An 18,260-nucleotide genomic window follows, 5' to 3' on the forward strand; every position below is an offset into this window, starting at 1 on the left:
CCGCGCTCACCCGCCGGCCCGGCTCACTTGTCGATGTCGCCGACGACGAAGAACATCGAGCCCAGGATCGCCACCATGTCGGCGACCAGCGTCCCCGGCAGCAGCTCGGTGAGCGCCTGGATGTTGTTGAACGACGCCGACCGCAGCTTGAGCCGCCACGGCGTCTTGTCGCCGCGCGACACCAGGTAGTAGCCGTTGACGCCGAGCGGGTTCTCCGTCCAGGCGTAGGTGCTGCCCTCGGGGGCCTTGAGCACCTTGGGCAGCCGCAGGTTGACCGGCCCGGGGGCGAGCCCGGCCACCTTGTCCAGGCAGGCGTCGGCGAGGTCCAGCGCGTTGACCGTCTGCTCCAGCAGGCACTCGAAGCGGGCCAGGCAGTCGCCCTCCTCGCGGGTGACCACGGTCAGCACCTGCCGCAGCTCCTCGGAGCCGTACGCGAGGTAGGGCTCGTCGCGGCGCAGGTCGAAGTCCAGGCCGCTGGCCCGCGCGATCGGGCCGCTGACGCCGTACGCCTCGGCCTGCGCCCGGGTGAGGACGCCGACCCCGGCGGTGCGGGCCCGGAAGATCTCGTTGCCCAGCACCAGCTCCTCGAAGACCGGCAGCTGGGAGCGGACGACGCCGACGGCGGCGCGGACCCGGCCGAGCCAGCCGGCCGGCAGGTCCTCCTTCAGGCCGCCGACCCGGTTGAACATGTAGTGCATGCGCCCGCCGGAGGCCTCCTCCAGCACGTGCTGGAGGTCCTCGCGGCCGGAGAAGGCGTGGAAGATCGGGGTGATCCCGCCCAGCTCCAGGGGGTAGGAGCCGAGGAACATCAGGTGGTTGAGGACGCGGTTCAGCTCGGCGAGCAGGGTGCGGATCCACACCGCCCGCTCGGGCACCTCCATGCCCAGCATCCGCTCGACGCCGAGCACCACGCCGAGCTCGTTGGAGAAGGCCGAGAGCCAGTCGTGCCGGTTGGCCAGCATGATGATCTGCCGGTAGTCCCGGGCCTCGAAGAGCTTCTCGGCCCCCCGGTGCATGTAGCCGATCACCGGCTCGGCGCTGACGATGCGCTCGCCGTCCAGCACCAGCCGCAGTCGCAGCACGCCGTGGGTGGCCGGGTGCTGCGGGCCGATGTTGAGCACCATGTCGGTGCTGCCCGCCGTGCCCGTGAAGTTCTCGGCTCCCGCCCCGATACCGACCGTGGTCTCCCTCATGGGGTGAGAGTCTGCCATCCCGGCAGCGCCTCCAGGCTCGCCGGTACCGGCATCCGGACGGCCTGCGCGAGCCAGCCGAACGCGCCGAGGCCGCCCGGGTCGGTCAGCTCCGCGCCCTCCCCGGCGCCGCCGAGGGCCCGCAGATAGCCGGCCGGGTCGGTGGAGGCGAGGGCGAGCGTGGGCCGGGCGCCGCTGACGCCGAGCGCCCGCAGCGCCTCCCGCTGGGTCGTCCACAGGCTGTGGAGACCGGGGACGGCGACGGCGTCCAGCGCGACGTGCGCGGTGACGTCGCAGGAGCCGTCGGGCACCGGGGCCACCTCGCGGCCGGACAGGAAGCCGGTCCGGGTGGGGAACGGCGGGCGGCGGTCGGCGGTGTGCCCGTAGTCGACGGCGACGGCCAGGCCTCGGTCCAGGCCGGCCACCGCCTCCGCCCAGGCGGCGTCCCGGGGGGTGCCGAACTCGGTGAAGTCCCCGGGGCGTTCGGCCGGCCACCAGCGGGCGGCCCAGGCCGCGTCGGCGGCGTCGACCGGCCCGCCGAGCCGCTCCTCGCCGGTCGCGGTGTCCACCTCCAGGTAGCGCAGCCGCCCGTCCTCGCCGACCTCGCCGGTGTCCAGCGGCACGTTGTCCAGCCACTCGTTGGCGAACAGCAGCCCGGCGGCGCCGCGCGGCACCCGGTCCGTCCACACCACCGCGTCCCACCGCCGCTCCGTCCACAGCCCTGTGGACGGAGCGGCGGGCGGCAGCGGCGGACGGTCGGCGAGCTCCACCGCGTACACCCGCAACCGCTCCCCCACCGCCTCCGGCAGCTCCGCCAGCACCCCGGCGACCAGCTCGCCCCGACCGGCCCCGACGTCGACGAACGCCAGCTCCTCCGGACGGCCGAGTGCCGCGTCCACCTCCAGCAGGAGCCGGGCCACCGCCCGGGCGAACAGCGCGGAGGCGTGCACCGAGGTCCGGAAGTGCCCGGCGGGGCCCTCCGGCCTGCGGTAGAAGCCGCCGTCGGGTCCGTAGAGGGCGCGCTCGGTCGCGGGCGCCCACCGCATCCAGGTCATGGGGCGGGACGCTACACACCTGCTCCGCACGTGCCCAAGCCGTACGGCATCGGCACTCCGGCCTCTCCGACCTAGGGAGTAGGACGGATCGCCCTCCCGGCGGACCTGGGGACACGCCGCGACTGCCTACGCTTGACCCGTGCATCGACTCAACGCCTGGCTCCGCCGTCACCCCATGGTGGTCGACTCCGCCTGGGCTGCGTTGGTGCTCGTGCTCGGCCTGCTGCCGGAGGAGGGCAGCGGCAACGACGGCTGGCGCGCCACGGTCCAGGTCGTCGTCGCCGTCGTACTGCCGCTGCTGATGGTCTTCCGGCGCCGGTTCCCCGACCTGACGGTGGCCGCCGCGATCGCGGTCGGAATCACCCAGGTGGCACTGGACGTCACCCCGGCGATCTCCAGCGTCGCCTATCTGGTGTTCGCCTACACGGGTGCCGCGTTCGGCCGGCCCTGGACGTCCCGGGCGGCCCTGGCCGGCGGGCTGCTGGCAGGCCCGCTGGTGTTCTGGCAGATCCACCCGGAGAAGGCCACCCGGCTGCCCGACGGCGACATCAGCTACGTCGCGTACTCCATTCCCGAGTCGCTGTTCTATGCCGGGATGATGACCACCCCGTTCATCCTCTGCTGGGCCTGGGGGCGGCTCACCCGGGTCCGCCGGGCCTACCTGGTGGAGCTGGAGGACCGCGCGTCCCGGCTGGAGCGCGAGCGCGACGCCCAGGCCAAGGTGGCGGTCGCCGCCGAGCGGGCGCGGATCGCCCGCGAGCTGCACGACGTGGTCGCGCACAACGTCTCGGTGATGATCGTCCAGGCGGACGGCGCCGCGTACGTCCTGGACAACTCCCCCCAGCAGGCCAAGGAGGCGCTGGGCACCATCGCCTCCACCGGCCGGCAGGCGCTGGTCGAGATGCGCCGCCTGCTCGGGGTGCTGCGCACCGCCGACACCAAGGGCGAGGAGTACGTGCCGCAGCCGGGCGTCGAGGAGCTGCCCGAGCTGCTCGACCAGGTCCGCACGGCCGGCCTCCAGGTGGACTTCGCCAGCTCGGGCGATCCGCGCGAACTGCCGCGCGGCGTCGAGCTGACCGTCTACCGGATCGTCCAGGAGGCGCTGACCAACGTCCGCAAGCACGGCGGCCCCGATGTGCACGCCCGGGTCTCGGTCGACTTCGGCGAGCGCGAGCTGGCCGTCCTGGTCGAGGACGACGGCCGCGGCAGCACCGACGAGCAGCTGGCCGCCGGCGGCACCGACGGCCAGGGGCACGGCCTGATCGGCATGCGCGAGCGGGTCGGCATGGTCAGCGGCAGCCTCGACGTCGGGCCGCGCCCCGGCGGCGGTTTCCGGATCCGCGCCGTACTGCCGCTCAAGGCGGCCCACTGACCCGGCCCCCGGGCGCCCACCGACCCCCCGCCGTTCCCCCCGAGGACCTAGGAGCCACCCTTGACCATCCGCGTGATGCTGGTCGACGACCAGGAGCTGCTGCGCACCGGATTCCGGATGATCCTGCAGTCGCAGGGCGACATCGAGATCGCCGCCGAGGCCGGGGACGGCGCCCAGGCCCTGGAGAAGCTCCGGCACACCGCGGTGGACGTGATCCTGATGGACGTCCGGATGCCGCGGCTGGACGGCGTGCAGGCGACCCGGCGGATCTGCCTGGCCGAGGACGGCAGCCCGCTGCCGGACGCCCCGCACGTGCTCATCCTCACCACCTTCGACCTCGACGAGTACGCCTTCGCCGCGCTCAAGGCCGGCGCCAGCGGCTTCCTGCTCAAGGACGTGCCGCCGACCGAGCTGGTGGCCGCGATCCGCGCCGTGCACGGCGGGGACGCGGTGGTCGCGCCGACCACCACCCGCCGCATGATCGACCGGTTCGCCGAGGTGCTGCCCACCCCGCAGGGCGGCCCCGGCCGCGCGGACACCCTCGGCCCGCTCACCGAGCGCGAGCGCGAGGTGTTCCTGCTGGTCGCGCAGGGCCTGTCGAACGGGGAGATCGCGGCCCGGCTGGTGCTCTCCGAGGCCACCGTGAAGACCCACGTCGGACGGATCCTGGCCAAACTGAACCTGCGCGACCGCGTCCAGGCGGTGGTCCTGGCCTACGAGGCGGGCCTGATCCGGGCCGGGGCCGCGGACTGAGCCCGCCCGGGGCCCCTCCGGGCCCGCTCGGTCCCGTTCCCGACCCCCCGTAGAATGGGGCCGGTACGTCCGGTACCCGTCGAGTGGACCGGAACGGGACCCCTGGACAAAGGTGGGTGCGTGAGTCTGTCCGACTACGGCGATCTGTCCCCACTCGACGATCCGGCCGACCCCGGCAACCGCCCCGCCCGCCTCGCCGTGGGCGTGGTCGGCACCGGCCGGGTCGGCCCGGCGCTCGGCGCCGCCCTGCAGCTCGCCGGCCACAAGGTGGTCGCCGCCTCCGGGGTGTCCGCCGCCTCCCGCCGCCGCGCCGAGGCGCTGCTGCCGGGCGTGCGGGTCGTCACCCCGCCGCAGGTGCTGGCCGCCGCCGACCTCGTCCTGCTCACCGTCCCCGACGACGCGCTGGCCGACCTGGTGGCCGGCCTGGCCGCCACCGGGGCCGTCCGCCCCGGCCAGCTGCTGGTGCACACCTCCGGCGCGCACGGCGTGGCCGTGCTGGAGCCGGCCACCCGGGCCGGCGCGCTGCCGCTCGCGCTGCACCCCGCGATGACCTTCACCGGCACCTCCGTCGACCTGGCCCGGCTGGCCGGCTGCCCGTTCGGGGTGACCGCCCCCGAGGAGCTGCGCCCGGTCGCCGAGGCGCTGGTGGTGGAGATGGGCGGCGAGCCCGAGTGGGTGCCCGAGGACGTTCGCCCGCGGTACCACACCGCCCTGGCGCACGGCGCCAACCACCTGGTCACGCTGGTCGCGCAGGCGATGGAGCTGCTGCGCTCGGCGGGCGTCGCCGAGCCCGGCCGGATGCTCGGCCCGCTGCTCGGCGCCGCGCTCGACAACTCGCTGCGCTCCGGCGACGCGGCCCTCACCGGCCCGGTCGCCCGGGGCGACGCCGGCACCGTACGGCGCCACCTGGCGCAGCTCAGTACGGTGTCCCCGGACATCCCGGCCGCCTACCGGGCGATGGCCCGCGCCACCGCCCAGCGGGCCCTGGCCCACGGGACGATCGACGAAGCGTCGGCGGCGGCGCTGCTGGACGTACTGAACGAGGAGAAGCAGTAATGGCACGCGGCAAGCAGCCGGGCAAGGCCCAGCGCGCCCCGAAGGTCCACCGGGCCGTGGTCACGCGCACCGTCGACGACTTCGAGGCGGCGTTCTGGCCGGACGAGCAGCCGGTGGACAACGCGGTCGTGATGACGATGGGCGCCCTGCACGAGGGCCACGCCGCGCTGATCCGCGCCGCCCGCAAGCAGGTCGGCCGGGACGGCCGGGTCGCCGTCACGGTCTTCGTCAACCCGCTGCAGTTCGGCGCCGGCGAGGACCTGGAGCGCTACCCGCGCGCCCTGGAGGAGGACGTGCGGCTCGCCGAGGCCAACGGCGCCGACGTGGTCTTCGCGCCGTCCGTCGACGAGGTCTACCCGAACGGCGAGCCGCAGGTGCGGCTGGCCGCCGGCCCGATGGGCGAGCGCTACGAGGGCGCCACCCGGCCCGGCCACTTCGACGGCGTGCTGACCGTGGTCGCCAAGCTGCTGCACATCACCGACCCGGACTTCGCCTTCTTCGGCGAGAAGGACGCCCAGCAGCTGGCGATCGTCCGCCGGATGGTGGCCGACCTCGACTTCGACGTCGAGATCGTCGGCGTGCCGACCACCCGCGAGGAGGACGGCCTGGCGCTCTCCTCCCGCAACCGCTACCTCTCGGCGGAGGAGCGCACCCGCGCGCTCGCCCTGTCCGAGGCGCTGTTCGCCGGCCGGGACGCGGCCGCGCGGGGCCCGAAGGCCGTGCGCGAGGCCGCCGGGGCCGTGCTCGACGCCGCCGAGGGCGTCGACCTCGACTACCTCGCCCTGATCGATCCGCACGACTTCACCGAGGCGCCGGACGACTTCCAGGGCGAGGCGGTGCTGGCCGTGGCCGCGAAGGTGGGCGCCACCCGCCTGATCGACAACGTCCGCATCATCGTCCGGTAACCCGGCGACCGGTACGTCCGCTCGGCATCTCCCCTAGGCATGCACTCACAGGAGGCGTGACCCGCAATGCTCCGCACCATGCTCAAGTCCAAGATCCACCGGGCCACCGTGACCCAGGCCGACCTGCACTACGTCGGCTCGGTCACGGTGGACGAGGACCTGCTCGACGCCGCCGACCTGCTCCCCGGCGAGCTGGTCCACATCGTCGACATCAACAACGGCGCCCGGCTGGAGACGTACACCATCGCCGGCCCGCGCGGCTCCGGCGTCATCGGCATCAACGGCGCCGCCGCCCGCCTGGTCCACCCCGGCGACCTCGTCATCCTGATCGCCTACGGGCAGATGGACACCGCCGAGGCCGAGGGCTACCTCCCCAAGGTCGTCTTCGTCGACGAGCACAACCGGATCACCGGCACCGGCGGGGACCCGGCCGAGGCCGGGGAGGGCACCGGACTGCTGCGGGGGGACGCGGCGTACCGTGGCGGCAGCGGTGCCGTCGACGCCGCCGCGCGCTAAGGAGCCATCACGCCATGTCCGCCGTCACGCACCGCCTCACCGCCCCCGCACCGGGCTGGACCACCGACACCGACGTCGTCGTGGTCGGCTCCGGCGTGGCCGGGCTCACCGTCGCGCTCAACGCCCGCAAGGCCGGCCTGCGGGTCCTGGTGGTCACCAAGGCGATGCTGGACGAGGGCTCCACCCGCTGGGCCCAGGGCGGCATCGCGGCCGCCCTGGGCGAGGGGGACACCCCCGAGCAGCACCTGGCCGACACCCTGGTGGCCGGCGCCGGGGTGTGCGACGAGGACGCCGTCCGCACCCTGGTCACCGAAGGCCCGGACGCGGTCCGCCGGCTGATCGCGGTCGGTGCGGCCTTCGACCGCGGCACCGACGGCGCGATCCTGCTCACCCGTGAGGGCGGCCACCACCGCAACCGGATCGCGCACGCCGGCGGCGACGCCACCGGCGCCGAGATATCCCGCGCCCTGGTCGACGCCGTGCGGCGGGACCCCGAGGTGGAGCTCATCGAGCACGCCCTCGTCCTCGACCTGCTCACCGACGCCGACGGGCACGCGGCCGGGCTGACCCTGCACGTGATGGGCGAGGGGCAGCGGGACGGCGTCGGCGCCGTCCTGGCCCGCGCGGTGGTGCTCGCCACCGGCGGCATGGGCCAGGTCTTCTCGGCCACCACCAACCCGGCGGTCTCCACCGGTGACGGCGTGGCGCTCGCGCTGCGGGCCGGCGCCGAGGTCACCGACCTGGAGTTCGTCCAGTTCCACCCCACCGTGCTCTGGCTCGGCCCGGAGGCCCACGGCCAGCAGCCGCTGATCTCCGAGGCGGTCCGCGGCGAGGGCGCCCACCTGGTCGACGCGGACGGCGTGCGGTTCATGGTCGGTCAGCACGAGCTCGCCGAGCTGGCCCCGCGCGACATCGTCGCCAAGGCGATCACCCGCCGGATGCAGCTCCGGGGCGCCCGGCACATGTACCTCGACGGGCGGCACTTCGGCGCCGAGATGTGGGAGCGGCGGTTCCCGACCATCCTGGCGTCCTGCCGCGCGCACGGCATCGACCCGGTCACCGAGCCGATCCCGATCGCCCCGGCCGCGCACTACGCCTCCGGCGGGGTGCGCACCGACCCCCGCGGCCGCACCTCCGTCCCCGGCCTCTACGCCTGCGGCGAGGTCGCCTGCACCGGTGTGCACGGCGCCAACCGGCTGGCCTCCAACTCGCTGCTGGAGGGCCTGGTCTTCGCCGAGCGGATCGCCGCCGACCTGACCGCCCGGCACGCGGCCGGCGAGCTGCCCGCGCGCACCGCCGACGCGGCGGCCGCCCGCGCCGCCCGCCCGGTGCCGCTGCCCGCGCCCGAGGCGCGGGCCGAGATCCAGCGGCTGATGTCGCGCGGCGCGGGCGTCCTGCGCTCGGCCGCGTCGATGGCCGCCACGGCGCAGGGGCTGGCACTGCTCGCCGAGCAGGCCCGCACCGACGCCGCCGAGCAGAAGCCGGCCGACCCCCGGGTGGAGACCTGGGAGGCCGCCAACCTGCTGCTGGTCGCCGACGCGCTGGTCACCGCCGCCGCGCAGCGCGAGGAGACCCGCGGCTGCCACTGGCGCGAGGACTTCCCGGAGCGGGACGACGCGCACGGGCTGCGCCACCTGATCACCACCCTCACCGCCTCCGGCGGCCCCGTCAGCACCCCCGAGGAGCAGTAGCACCATGACCGACGCGACCGATCTGACCCACCTGCACGAGCACGAGCACGAGGAGCTCCCGCTGGCCGGCGGCTGCGGCGACGGCTGCGCCTGCGGGGACGGCGAGGGCTACGAGACCGGCCTGGACCCGCAGCTCGCCGAGCTGCTGGAGGAGGCCGGGCTGGACCCGATCGAGGTCGAGGACATCGCCACCCTGGCGCTGGCCGAGGACCTGGCCGGCGGCGAGGACGTCACCTCGGTGGCGACCGTGCCGGCCGACGCCGTCGCCACCGCCGACTTCACCGCCCGCCAGGCGGGCGTGGTGGCGGGCCTGCGGATCGCCGAGGCGGTCGTCTCGCTGGTCTGCGAGGAGGAGTTCGAGGTCGAGCGGCACGTCCAGGACGGCGACCGGGTCGAGGCCGGCCAGGTGCTGCTCTCGGTCCGCTCCCGCACCCGGGACCTGCTGACCGCCGAGCGCAGCGCGCTGAACCTGCTCTGCCACCTGTCCGGCATCGCCACCGCCACCCGGGCCTGGGCGGACGCCCTGGAGGGCACCGGCGCGGTGGTCCGCGACACCCGCAAGACCACCCCGGGCCTGCGCGCGCTGGAGAAGTTCGCGGTCCGCTGCGGCGGCGGCGCCAACCACCGGATGGCGCTGTCGGACGCGGCCCTGGTGAAGGACAACCACGTGGTCGCGGCCGGCGGCGTGGCCGAGGCGTTCCGGGCCGTCCGGGCCGCCTACCCGGACCTGCCGGTCGAGGTCGAGGTCGACACCCTGGAGCAGATCGCGCCGGTCCTGGAGGCCGGGGCCGACCTGATCCTGCTGGACAACTTCACCGTCCCGCAGCTGGTCGAGGCGGTCGCCCTGGTGGCCGGCCGGGCCAGGCTGGAGGCGTCCGGCGGACTCACCCTGGCCACCGCGCGCGAGGTCGCCCAGACTGGTGTCGACTACCTGGCGGTGGGCGCGCTGACCCACTCCTCGCCGATCCTGGACATCGGCCTGGACCTGCGCGCCTGACCGCTCGTCCGTCCGCACGCCCGTTCCGCCCGTCCGCTGGTCCTCGACGAAGAAAGCACCCCATGCTGCTCACCATCGACGTCGGCAACACCCAGACCACCCTCGGCCTGTTCGGCGGTGAGGAGGTCGTCGAGACCTGGCGGATCTCCACGGATCCGCGGCGCACGGCGGACGAACTGGCGGTGCTGCTGCACGGCCTGATGGGCTCGCAGGGCTCGCGCACGGCGATCGCCGACGCGAAGGTCGAGGGCCTGGCGATCTGCTCCTCCGTCCCCTCCGTGCTCCACGAGTTCCGCGAGGTGACGCGCCGCTACTACGGCGACGTCCCCGCGGTGATCGTGGAGCCGGGGGTGAAGACGGGGGTGCACGTCCTGATGGACAACCCCAAGGAGGTCGGCGCCGACCGCATCGTCAACGCGCTGGCCGCCAACCACCTCTACGGCGGCCCGTGCATCGTGGTCGACTTCGGCACCGCCACCACCTTCGACGCGGTCAACGCCCGCGGCGACTACGTCGGCGGGGCGATCGCCCCCGGCATCGAGATCTCCGTCGAGGCGCTCGGCAACCGCGGCGCCCTGCTGCGCAAGATCGAACTGACCCGCCCGCGCAACGTGATCGGCAAGAACACCGTCGAGGGCATGCAGTCCGGCATCCTCTACGGCTTCGCCGGCCAGGTCGACGGACTGGTCGACCGGATGGCCCGCGAGCTCTCCAAGGACCCCGACGACGTCCAGGTGATCGCCACCGGCGGCCTGGCCCCGCTCGTCCTCGGCGAGGCCGGCTCGATCGACGTCCACGAGCCCTGGCTGACCCTCATCGGCCTGCGCCTGGTCTACGAGCGCAACCGCCCGAGCTGACGCCCGCGATGTGTGACGCACCTCACACCTTCGCGAACGAGGACAATCACCCACGGTCCCCCCATCGCGACCGAACGCGATCACCCGCCACGCCGAGCCCCCTGCTAGCGTCGGTCGACGGGGCCCCACCACCCGCCGCCACCCTTCAAGGAGCGGCAGGCACCAAGGGGGGAAACACATGCACGGAACCACGACAACCATCGACGCCGCCCTGGACGGCCTGCGCATCTCGATGTCCCGGATCGACAGTCTGAGTGACCGCCAGGAAGAGGTACTCCATCTCCTGGTCCTGGACCTCTCCAACCAGGAGGTCGCCGACCGCCTCGGCATCACCGAACGCACCGTCAAGGCCCACATCTCCGCCCTGATGGAGCGGCTCGGCGTCGACTCACGACTTCGCCTGGCCATGGTCGCACTGTACGAACAGATGTCCAACTGTACTTGCGGACAATGGTCTTGATACGAAGGATGGCCTAGATTCGGTAGTACTTCGGGGGTCGGGTCCACACCCATGGCCCCCGGCGTTCCACCGGGGGGAAGTACCGAACTTCTCTCCTTCGCGTCCCCGCCCGCACCATGGGCGGGCCGTCCGAAGGGTCCAATGTGAACGTCAAGCGCATCGCGGCCGCCGCCGCGATCCTCGCCACCGGCCTCGGCACCGCCGTCGCCACCGCCCCGGCGGCCTCGGCCTCGGTCACCACGAGTACCTGCCCGTTGAACCTCGCCTGCCTGTTCTACAACTCGTCCGACTACGGCCTGGGCGCCCAGTTCCAGCATTGGGACACCATCCACGACTACGCCGGCAAGTACTTCAGCGCCGGCCCGTACGGGAGCAGTGGCTCCGGAGTCGAGGTCAAGAACAACGCCGCCGCCGTAGGCAACGGGTCCCGCTCTTGGGCGATCACCATCTGGGAGCGCAGCGGCTCCACGCCCTGGGGCAACCACGAGTCCATCACGCCCACCGCCTTCGCCGACCTCACCGTACTGAAGAACGACAACGCCGCCAGCACCTGGACGGCACCCTGACCTTCCATCCTCACGGTGCGGGTCCGAGCGCCTTTCGGGCCCGCGCCGCCCACCGCACGACCGAACCACGGAGACCGAAGCCAGATGGCCACACACGCCTCGCCGTCGAGTCGACCGCGACTGCTCACCGGAGGAGCGATCCTGCTCCTCACGGCCGGTTGCACCTCCACGACCACGTCCGCCGACAAGCCCGCAGGCGCAGGCCTCGTGGTGGCCCCGCCGTCCATCTCCGCCGTGCCGACCATCGTCCAGGCCGAGGACAAGGCACTGCCCATCGAGGCCTACCTGTTGACCAGCGAGCAGAACAGGCAGACGGTGGCGGCAAGGAATATTCTGACGGACCGCTGCATGGCCCGGTTCGGCTTCACCTCCACCGAGCCCCCACTGCCACCCGGCACAGCTCGCTCGGACGCGAACCTGACGCAGCGGCGGTACTTCGTCACGAACGTCACCGAGGCCGCCCAGTACGGCTACGGCGCCAAGACGCCCGTCTCCGGCGAAAAGCCTTCGCCCGCTCCGCAGCCACCCGCCTACCTGCTGGCCCTCACCGGCAGCCCGGACGGCAGCCTCTCGTTCCTCCCCGGCCAGACCCCGCAGGGAGGCCAGGACGTCAACGGCCAGAAGGTGCCGCCGGGCGGCTGCGTCGGCGAAGCGAGCGGCAAGCTGGGCGCCACCGAGGCCAACGGCAACGGCGGGGACGCCCAGCTCTCGCGCGACATCAAGAACACCGGCTGGGAGAAGTCGCTGACCGATGCGCGGCTGCTTGCCGCCTTCTCAGCCTGGTCCGACTGCATGAAGGCCAAGGGCTACGACTACCCCACCCCGATCGCGGCCACCGACGACCCGCAGTGGCAGACCCTCGGCGTCTCCTCCGAGAAGGCCCGGCAGACCGCTACCGCCGACGCGACCTGCAAGGCCGAACACAACGTGGTCGGCATCTGGTACACGGTCGAGTCCGCCTACGAGACCGCGCTGATCGAGCAGAACGCCGAGGCCCTGCGCGCCATCAAGCAGGACATCGACAAGCGCGTGAAGCTCGCCGCCGAGGCTCTGGCCTCCTGACCCGTGGCCACCCGGATGAAGTCGACACCGCTGCACGACAACCTTGATGGACAGTCAGCCACTCTGCACAGTCGGGCAGTTGGAACGACTTTCCGGAACGAGGGTGGGGCGTGGACGAGTTCGAGTGGTCGAGTGTGACACCGGAGGCAGCGGCGGACGGCGGGACGGGCGGCGGCGAGCAGGGGGCCCGGCGACGCCCGCGGGCGTTGCTGCTGCTGGCCGTGGCGGCGGCGGTGGCACTGGCCGGATGCTCCTCCGGCGGATCCGGCGGGGCCTCCTCGGCCCCGGCGGCCGCGCCGCCCCCGTCGCAGGCCGCCGGCGGACCCGCCTCCTCCGAGGCCGCGCGGGACGCGGGGCTGCCGCTGGAGGCCACGATGCGGGGGGATGCGGAGAGCCAGGCCGCCACCTCGAACGCCCTGAACAAGCTCGCCGTGAAGTGCGCGCGGGACCAGGGGCACCAGGTGACCGAACAGCCGCCGGTGACGGCCGAGCAGGTCACGGCCCGGCAGAAGGCGCAGGGGACGTCCTCGAACCCGTACGCGTGGCCGTCCGTCCAGGCGCTGAAGGACTTCGGGTACGCCGGCTCCGCCCACGGCCGGGACGCGAAACCTCCGGAGACGGAGCAGCCCGTCGTCACCGACTCGGCAGGAGACACCGCGGCGGCCAAGTGCGCCAAGGAGGCGACGGCCAGGCTGGCCGCGGCCGATCAGGCCGGGAACTCGGCCCGCAGCCGGCTGAGGGAACTGGCGGTGCAGGCCGACCAGCAGACCGCGGCCGACTCCCGGCTGGTGGCGGCGCTCGCCGCGTGGTCGGGGTGCATGAAGCCGAGCGGGTACGCGTACGCGAGCCCGCAGGAGGCGGAGCAGCAGTTCGAGAAGGTCGTCGGCGCCGCCGGGGCCCAGGAGTTGACGGTCGCCCGGGCGGACGCCGACTGCCGGACGAGCAGCGGGGTGGCGGACGTGTGGTTCCAGGTCCGCCGGCAGGTGGAACAGCGGATCGTCGAGCAGAACGCCCAGCTGCTGAAGGAGGCCGCCGAGGCCGAGAAGCGCTTCGCGGAGGCGGCGAGCAGGGCCGTGGCCGGCTGAGCCCGGAAAGTCGCCGACAACCCTGATCGGTCGTCAGCGCGTCATCATGGTCGGACAGTTGGATCGATTTTCCGGGAACGAGGGTGGGGGCGTGTCAGAGTTCGCGGGACCGGACGTGACGCCGGAGGCGGCGGGCGGGGACGAGGTGACCGGCGACCGGGGGGTCCGGCGACGACGGCGGGCGCTGGTGCTGGTCATGGCGGCGGCGGTGGCACTGGCCGGGGGCGGGGTGGCCGCCTCCACGATGATCAAGTCGCCCGCGCAGGCCGCCGCGGACAGCGAGCCGCCGGCGCCGGACGTCCTGACGGCGGCGGTGGAGAAGCGGGTGCTGACCGACTCCGTGGTGATCCGCGGGCAGGTGAGCGCCGGGCAGTCGGTGGACGTGGCGCCGGCCGGGGGCGGCGGCACGGCGGGGGCCAAGCCGGTGGTGACCAAGCTGCCGGTCAAGGTCGGCGACCAGGTGCAGGCCGGGCAGTCGGTGCTGGAGGTGGCGGGGCGGCCGGTGTTCGCACTGCACGGCGACCTGCCGGTGTACCGGGACCTCAAGCCCGGGGCCACCGGGCAGGACGTCCGCCAGCTCCGGCAGGCGCTGAAGGAGCTGGGGTTCGGCTCGGACGGCGATCCGGAGGACACCTACGGCACGGCCACCAAGGACGCGGTGAAGAGGTTCTACGCCGCGCGCGGCTACGACCCGCTGCCCGCCACGCCGGACGGGGACGTCCAGACCGCCGCCGCCCAGGACGCGGTCACGGGTGGCGAGCGCGCGCTGACGGACGCCAAGGACGCGCTGAAGCTGGCGAAGAAGCACTACGACGACGCGATGGCGGCCGCCCGGCAGCAGGCGCAGCAGCAACAGGCGCAGCAGAGCGCCGCGCCGACCACCGGGGCGACCACCGCGCCGACCGGCACCGACCGCCCCGCCGCCGGCGGCTCCGGCGGCGCCGCCCCGGCCGGGGAGAGCCCGGTGGACGCGGCCCGCACCGCCGTCGACACCGCCCAGAAGCAGGTGAACCGGGCCACCGAGGACCTCACCAAGCTGCGGAAGAAGGTGACGGACGTGAAGGCCGCCACCGGCCCGATGGTCCCGGCCGCCGAGCTGCTGTTCCTCTCCGGCTTCCCGGCCCGGGTGGACGCGGTGGCCGGCCGGATCGGCGGTGAGGTGTCCGGCAAGGTGCTGACCGTCTCGGCCGGGGCGCTGGTGGTCAAGGGCAGTCTGACCATCTCCGACAAGGGCCTGGTGCACCCCGACCAGACGGTGGAGATCCTCTCCGAGGTGACCGGCATCAAGGCCGCCGGGAAGGTCGGCGCGGTGGCCGACGCCCCGGGGGACGGCCAGCAGGCCGGGACCGCCCCGGGCGGCGGTCCGGGCGGCGGCCAGAACCCGGCCCCCGCGCAGGGCGCCCCCGCGAACGGCTACCAGATGGTCGTCCAGCCGGACGCCCCGCTCGACCCGCGGCTGGCCGGCCAGGACGTCCGGCTGACCGTGCAGGCCGCCTCCTCGGCCGGCCCGGTGCTGGTGGTCCCGCTGTCGGCGGTCTCCGCGACGGCGGACGGCAAGACCGTGGTGACGGTGTACGAGAACGGGCAGCGCCGCCGGGTGGAGGTCACCCCGGGAACGGTCGGCGGCGGCAGCACCGAGGTCCGGCCGCTGGCCGAGGGCTCGCTGAAGCCGGGCGACCAGGTGATCGTCGGCGTCAAGGACGCCACCGGGACGGGCGCCAAGTGACCGACGCCGTCGACACCGCACCGGCCGCCCCCGTCATCGAGTTCCGCCGGGTCGGGCTGACCTATCCGGGCCCGCCGCCGGTGGCCGCGCTGAAGCCGTGCGACCTGGCGGTCGCCGCCGGCGAGTACGTCACCGTGATCGGCCCGTCCGGCTCCGGGAAGTCCACCTTCCTGAACATCGCCGGCCTGCTGGACGCCCCCACCACCGGCCACTACCTGCTGGACGGCATCGACACCGGCGGGCTCCCGGACGCCGACCGCACCGCGCTGCGCGGGCGCCGGATCGGCTTCGTCTTCCAGTCCTTCCACCTCCTCCCGCACCGCTCGGCGGCCGAGAACGTCGCCCTCGCGATGCTCTACACGGCCGGCCGGGGGCGGCGGGGCGCGGCCGAGCGCCGCGAGCTGGCCCGGGCGGCGCTGGTCCGGGTGGGCCTCGGCCACCGGCTGGACGCGCTGCCGACCCGGCTGTCCGGCGGCGAGCGCCAGCGGGTGGCGATCGCCCGGGCGCTGGTCGGCCGCCCCTCGCTGCTGCTCTGCGACGAGCCGACCGGCAACCTGGACACCGTCACCGCCGAGTCGATCCTGGCCCTGCTGGACGAACTCCACGCCCAGGGCCTGACCGTGCTGCTGATCACCCACGACCCCCAGGTGGCCGCCCGCGGCCGGCGGACGGTGGCGATCCGGGACGGCGTGCTGCGCGAGGAGGAGGTGGCCGCGGCATGAGGCCGATCCGCCGTCGCGACCGGGTGGTCGAGCCCTCCCGGTTCCCGCTGCGCGACCTGCTCGCCGAGGCGCTGGCCGGGGTGCTCCAGCGCCCGGCCCGCTCGGCGCTGACCGGCCTCGGCACCGTTCTCGGGGTGGGCACCTTCGTGGCCATCCTGGGACTGACCGCGACCACCTCCTCGCAGATCGACTCCCGGTTCAGCGTGCTGAGCGCGACCGAGGTGAGCGTCGAGGACGTCGGCGGCACCCGCCCGGAGCTGGTGCCGCTCTCCTTCCCGGCCGACGCCGACGCGCGGATCCAGCGGCTGAACGGGGTCGAGGCGGCCGGCGTCTACTGGCCGGTGAGCCAGGCCTCCGGCACCGTCCGCGCCGCGCCGGTGGGCCGGCAGGCCGGCGGCGAGCAGGTGTCGGTGGTGGCCGCCTCGGCCGGGGTGCTGGCGGCCGCCGAGCCGCATCTGGTGCAGGGCCGGACCTTCGACAGCTGGCACGACTCCACCGGCCGGCAGGTGGCCGTGATCGGCGCGGCGCTGGCCGCCCGGCTGGGCATCACCACGCTGGACACCCAGCCGGCGATCTTCCTGGCGAACAAGCCGTTCACGGTGATCGGGATCGTCGACGACGTGAAGCGCAAGGCGGACCTGCTGCTCTCGGTGACGGTGCCGCGCGGGGCGGCCGCCCGGCTCTGGGGCGAGCCGGAGCGCGACCGGGCCAAGATGATCATCTCGACCAGGATCGGCGCCGCCCGGCAGATCGCCGCCGAGGCCCCGCTCGCCCTGGACGCGGCGCACCCGGAGTACTTCAAGCCCGTCCCGCCGCCGGACCCCCGCACCCTGCGCTCCAACGTCACCTCCGACCTCAACCAGCTGTTCCTGCTGCTGGCCGGCATCTGCCTGGTGATCGGCGCGGTCGGCATCGCCAACACCACCCTGGTCGCCGTCCTGGAGCGGACCGGCGAGATCGGCCTGCGCCGGGCGCTGGGCGCCCGCGGCCGCCACATCACCGGCCAGTTCCTCTCCGAGTCGGCCTCGCTCGGGCTGATCGGCGGCCTGGTCGGCACCTCGCTGGGGGTGCTGACCGTGCTCGGGGTGGCCGTGGCCCGGGACTGGACGCCGGTGGTCAACCCGGCGACGGTGGCCGCCGCGCCGGTGATCGGCCTGCTCACCGGGCTGCTGGCCGGGGTCTACCCGGCCTGGCGGGCGGCCCGGATCCAGCCCGCCGAGGCACTGCGCCGCTGAGCCCGGCCGTCCCGCGGGCGGGCCCGGCGGCCCGCCCGCGGGGCGTTTCCGGGGGCAAACGTGGGGCGTCGGCGCGACACTACCGACAAATCGGATATTCCTCACGTAGTGTCAGCCCATGCCTACGCCACACGGATCGCGCGGCGGCATGGCCTTCAGCGCCGACGAAGTCCGCGTGCTGCGCCGCGCCCTCGCCCAAGCCCTGCACCCCGCCGTCCCCGTCCACCTCCAGTTCCCCGGCCGGCCGGCGCACACCGGCGCGGGCGCCGCGCTGTGGGCCGAGGACGTCCAGGACGCGCTGCGCCTGACCGAGGCGATCGACGAGGCCGTCCAGGAGGGCGGCCGGCTGCGCGCCTTCCTCCTCGCCGACCTCGCCCGGTACCGGGCCGCCCTGCCCGGCAGCGCCACCGGCTACCTGGAACGGCTGGAGGAGGCGGTGGCCGACGGCTACCTGCCCGGGCCGGAGGACCTCACCGCGCTGCGCGGGCTCAGCCGCCAGCCCTGCGGCCAGGGCGAGCGCTCCCGCCGCTCCCGGCTGGCCGGGCGCTGCCACGCGCTGGCCGAGGCCGCCGTCCGGGAGCGGCTCGCCCTCAGCACCGGCCAGCGCCACCTCGTCGCCGTACCGAGCCCCGCCGCACCCCCGAGCACTTCGCTCCCCCCTGTCGGCCCCATCCCTGTTGGCACCCCTGTTGGAGGACGGATCCCGATGAGCAGCACCGAGCCCCCCGTCGAGCAGTCCGCCGACCCCCGCGCGCCCCAGGACCGCCGGCCCGCCCGGCCGCACCGGATGCCCACCCCCGCGGAGCTGTTCGGCCGCCGTCCCAAGCCGCCCGCCCGTCCGTCCGAGCCGCCCGCGCCCGAGGACGTGGAGCTGGCCACCGGCACCGGCTGAGCCCGCCCCGCCACCGCCTCCTGGGGAGGCCGCGCCGGATCCGTCCGGTCCGGCCTCCCCGGTTCCGTTTCCGGCGGCCCCGCCGGCACCGCGCGGCACGGTAATCCCGTGGCGGAGCAC

The 18,260-nt window shown here is 74.4% G+C and carries 18 protein-coding genes; 16 read left to right on the forward strand and 2 right to left on the reverse strand.

Translation table 11 applies throughout. From position 1 onward, the window contains the following. Positions 1–23: 23 nt before the first annotated feature. Together ACFC0B_RS15630 and ACFC0B_RS15635 are read right to left on the reverse strand one after the other, a co-directional pair. The gene (locus tag ACFC0B_RS15630; protein WP_376086338.1) at positions 24–1,193 is read right to left on the reverse strand and encodes an NADH-quinone oxidoreductase subunit D; all 1,170 of its coding nucleotides are present in this window, start codon (positions 1,191–1,193) and stop codon (positions 24–26) included. Next, positions 1,190–2,245, reverse strand: a complete 1,056-nt coding sequence (locus tag ACFC0B_RS15635; RefSeq protein ID WP_376086339.1) for an SAM-dependent methyltransferase — start codon at positions 2,243–2,245, stop codon at positions 1,190–1,192. The genes ACFC0B_RS15630 and ACFC0B_RS15635 overlap by 4 nt, the downstream gene beginning before the upstream one ends. Positions 2,246–2,420: 175 nt before the next feature. Between ACFC0B_RS15635 and ACFC0B_RS15640 the strand changes: the two genes are divergently transcribed. From ACFC0B_RS15640 to ACFC0B_RS15715, 16 genes are all read left to right on the forward strand, one after another. Next, a complete protein-coding gene (locus ACFC0B_RS15640; protein ID WP_376086394.1) occupies positions 2,421–3,617 on the forward strand; it encodes a sensor histidine kinase in 1,197 nt (398 codons plus the stop codon). Between the two features lie 60 nt (positions 3,618–3,677). Beyond that, entirely contained in the window at positions 3,678–4,370 is a 693-nt protein-coding gene (locus ACFC0B_RS15645; protein ID WP_376086340.1) for a response regulator, read from the forward strand. A gap of 120 nt (positions 4,371–4,490) precedes the next feature. Further along, complete coding sequence (locus ACFC0B_RS15650) at positions 4,491–5,426, forward strand: Rossmann-like and DUF2520 domain-containing protein (protein ID WP_376086341.1); 936 nt, start codon at positions 4,491–4,493, stop codon at positions 5,424–5,426. Next, the gene (gene panC / locus ACFC0B_RS15655; protein ID WP_376086342.1) at positions 5,426–6,331 is read left to right on the forward strand and encodes a pantoate--beta-alanine ligase; all 906 of its coding nucleotides are present in this window, start codon (positions 5,426–5,428) and stop codon (positions 6,329–6,331) included. The genes ACFC0B_RS15650 and panC overlap by 1 nt, the downstream gene beginning before the upstream one ends. Before the next feature lie 66 nt (positions 6,332–6,397). Further along, on the forward strand, positions 6,398–6,847 hold the full coding sequence (panD, locus tag ACFC0B_RS15660) for an aspartate 1-decarboxylase (protein ID WP_376086343.1): 450 nt from the start codon (positions 6,398–6,400) through the stop codon (positions 6,845–6,847). Between the two features lie 14 nt (positions 6,848–6,861). Continuing rightward, positions 6,862–8,538, forward strand: a complete 1,677-nt coding sequence (locus ACFC0B_RS15665; RefSeq protein WP_376086344.1) for an L-aspartate oxidase — start codon at positions 6,862–6,864, stop codon at positions 8,536–8,538. A gap of 4 nt (positions 8,539–8,542) precedes the next feature. Then, the gene (gene nadC, locus ACFC0B_RS15670) at positions 8,543–9,535 is read left to right on the forward strand and encodes a carboxylating nicotinate-nucleotide diphosphorylase (protein ID WP_376086345.1); all 993 of its coding nucleotides are present in this window, start codon (positions 8,543–8,545) and stop codon (positions 9,533–9,535) included. A 62-nt stretch (positions 9,536–9,597) separates the two neighbouring features. Beyond that, on the forward strand, positions 9,598–10,392 hold the full coding sequence (locus ACFC0B_RS15675; RefSeq protein ID WP_350564455.1) for a type III pantothenate kinase: 795 nt from the start codon (positions 9,598–9,600) through the stop codon (positions 10,390–10,392). Between the two features lie 178 nt (positions 10,393–10,570). Further along, a complete protein-coding gene (locus ACFC0B_RS15680; RefSeq protein WP_376086346.1) occupies positions 10,571–10,852 on the forward strand; it encodes a LuxR C-terminal-related transcriptional regulator in 282 nt (93 codons plus the stop codon). A gap of 143 nt (positions 10,853–10,995) precedes the next feature. Further along, on the forward strand, positions 10,996–11,418 hold the full coding sequence (locus tag ACFC0B_RS15685; RefSeq protein WP_376086347.1) for a hypothetical protein: 423 nt from the start codon (positions 10,996–10,998) through the stop codon (positions 11,416–11,418). A gap of 84 nt (positions 11,419–11,502) precedes the next feature. Continuing rightward, on the forward strand, positions 11,503–12,480 hold the full coding sequence (locus tag ACFC0B_RS15690) for a hypothetical protein (RefSeq protein WP_376086348.1): 978 nt from the start codon (positions 11,503–11,505) through the stop codon (positions 12,478–12,480). Between the two features lie 110 nt (positions 12,481–12,590). Beyond that, a complete protein-coding gene (locus ACFC0B_RS15695; RefSeq protein WP_376086349.1) occupies positions 12,591–13,565 on the forward strand; it encodes a hypothetical protein in 975 nt (324 codons plus the stop codon). A gap of 91 nt (positions 13,566–13,656) precedes the next feature. Further along, positions 13,657–15,291, forward strand: coding sequence for a peptidoglycan-binding protein (locus ACFC0B_RS15700; RefSeq protein ID WP_376086350.1), 1,635 nt, complete (start codon positions 13,657–13,659; stop codon positions 15,289–15,291). Continuing rightward, positions 15,288–16,013 (forward strand): ABC transporter ATP-binding protein, encoded by a 726-nt coding sequence (locus tag ACFC0B_RS15705; RefSeq protein WP_376086351.1) that lies wholly within the window; start codon positions 15,288–15,290, stop codon positions 16,011–16,013. The genes ACFC0B_RS15700 and ACFC0B_RS15705 overlap by 4 nt, the downstream gene beginning before the upstream one ends. Then, the gene (locus ACFC0B_RS15710; RefSeq protein ID WP_376086352.1) at positions 16,010–17,248 is read left to right on the forward strand and encodes an ABC transporter permease; all 1,239 of its coding nucleotides are present in this window, start codon (positions 16,010–16,012) and stop codon (positions 17,246–17,248) included. Before ACFC0B_RS15705 ends, ACFC0B_RS15710 begins: the two co-directional genes overlap by 4 nt. Before the next feature lie 118 nt (positions 17,249–17,366). Then, entirely contained in the window at positions 17,367–18,140 is a 774-nt protein-coding gene (locus tag ACFC0B_RS15715) for a hypothetical protein (RefSeq protein ID WP_376086353.1), read from the forward strand. Positions 18,141–18,260: the final 120 nt, after the last annotated feature.

This window comes from Kitasatospora sp. NPDC056184 (assembly GCF_042268405.1).
GTDB lineage: Bacteria > Actinomycetota > Actinomycetes > Streptomycetales > Streptomycetaceae > Kitasatospora.

Excerpts from the sequence above, each read along its gene's own strand:
- ACFC0B_RS15630 (WP_376086338.1), bottom strand. The coding sequence starts at position 1,193 with ATGAGGGAGACCACGGTCGGTATCGGGGCGGGAGCCGAGAACTTCACG.
- ACFC0B_RS15635 (WP_376086339.1), bottom strand. The coding sequence starts at position 2,245 with ATGACCTGGATGCGGTGGGCGCCCGCGACCGAGCGCGCCCTCTACGGA.
- ACFC0B_RS15640 (WP_376086394.1), top strand. The coding sequence starts at position 2,421 with ATGGTGGTCGACTCCGCCTGGGCTGCGTTGGTGCTCGTGCTCGGCCTG.
- panC (WP_376086342.1), top strand. The coding sequence starts at position 5,426 with ATGGCACGCGGCAAGCAGCCGGGCAAGGCCCAGCGCGCCCCGAAGGTC.
- panD (WP_376086343.1), top strand. The coding sequence starts at position 6,398 with ATGCTCCGCACCATGCTCAAGTCCAAGATCCACCGGGCCACCGTGACC.
- ACFC0B_RS15665 (WP_376086344.1), top strand. The coding sequence starts at position 6,862 with ATGTCCGCCGTCACGCACCGCCTCACCGCCCCCGCACCGGGCTGGACC.
- nadC (WP_376086345.1), top strand. The coding sequence starts at position 8,543 with ATGACCGACGCGACCGATCTGACCCACCTGCACGAGCACGAGCACGAG.
- ACFC0B_RS15675 (WP_350564455.1), top strand. The coding sequence starts at position 9,598 with ATGCTGCTCACCATCGACGTCGGCAACACCCAGACCACCCTCGGCCTG.
- ACFC0B_RS15680 (WP_376086346.1), top strand. The coding sequence starts at position 10,571 with ATGCACGGAACCACGACAACCATCGACGCCGCCCTGGACGGCCTGCGC.
- ACFC0B_RS15690 (WP_376086348.1), top strand. The coding sequence starts at position 11,503 with ATGGCCACACACGCCTCGCCGTCGAGTCGACCGCGACTGCTCACCGGA.
- ACFC0B_RS15710 (WP_376086352.1), top strand. The coding sequence starts at position 16,010 with ATGAGGCCGATCCGCCGTCGCGACCGGGTGGTCGAGCCCTCCCGGTTC.
- ACFC0B_RS15715 (WP_376086353.1), top strand. The coding sequence starts at position 17,367 with ATGCCTACGCCACACGGATCGCGCGGCGGCATGGCCTTCAGCGCCGAC.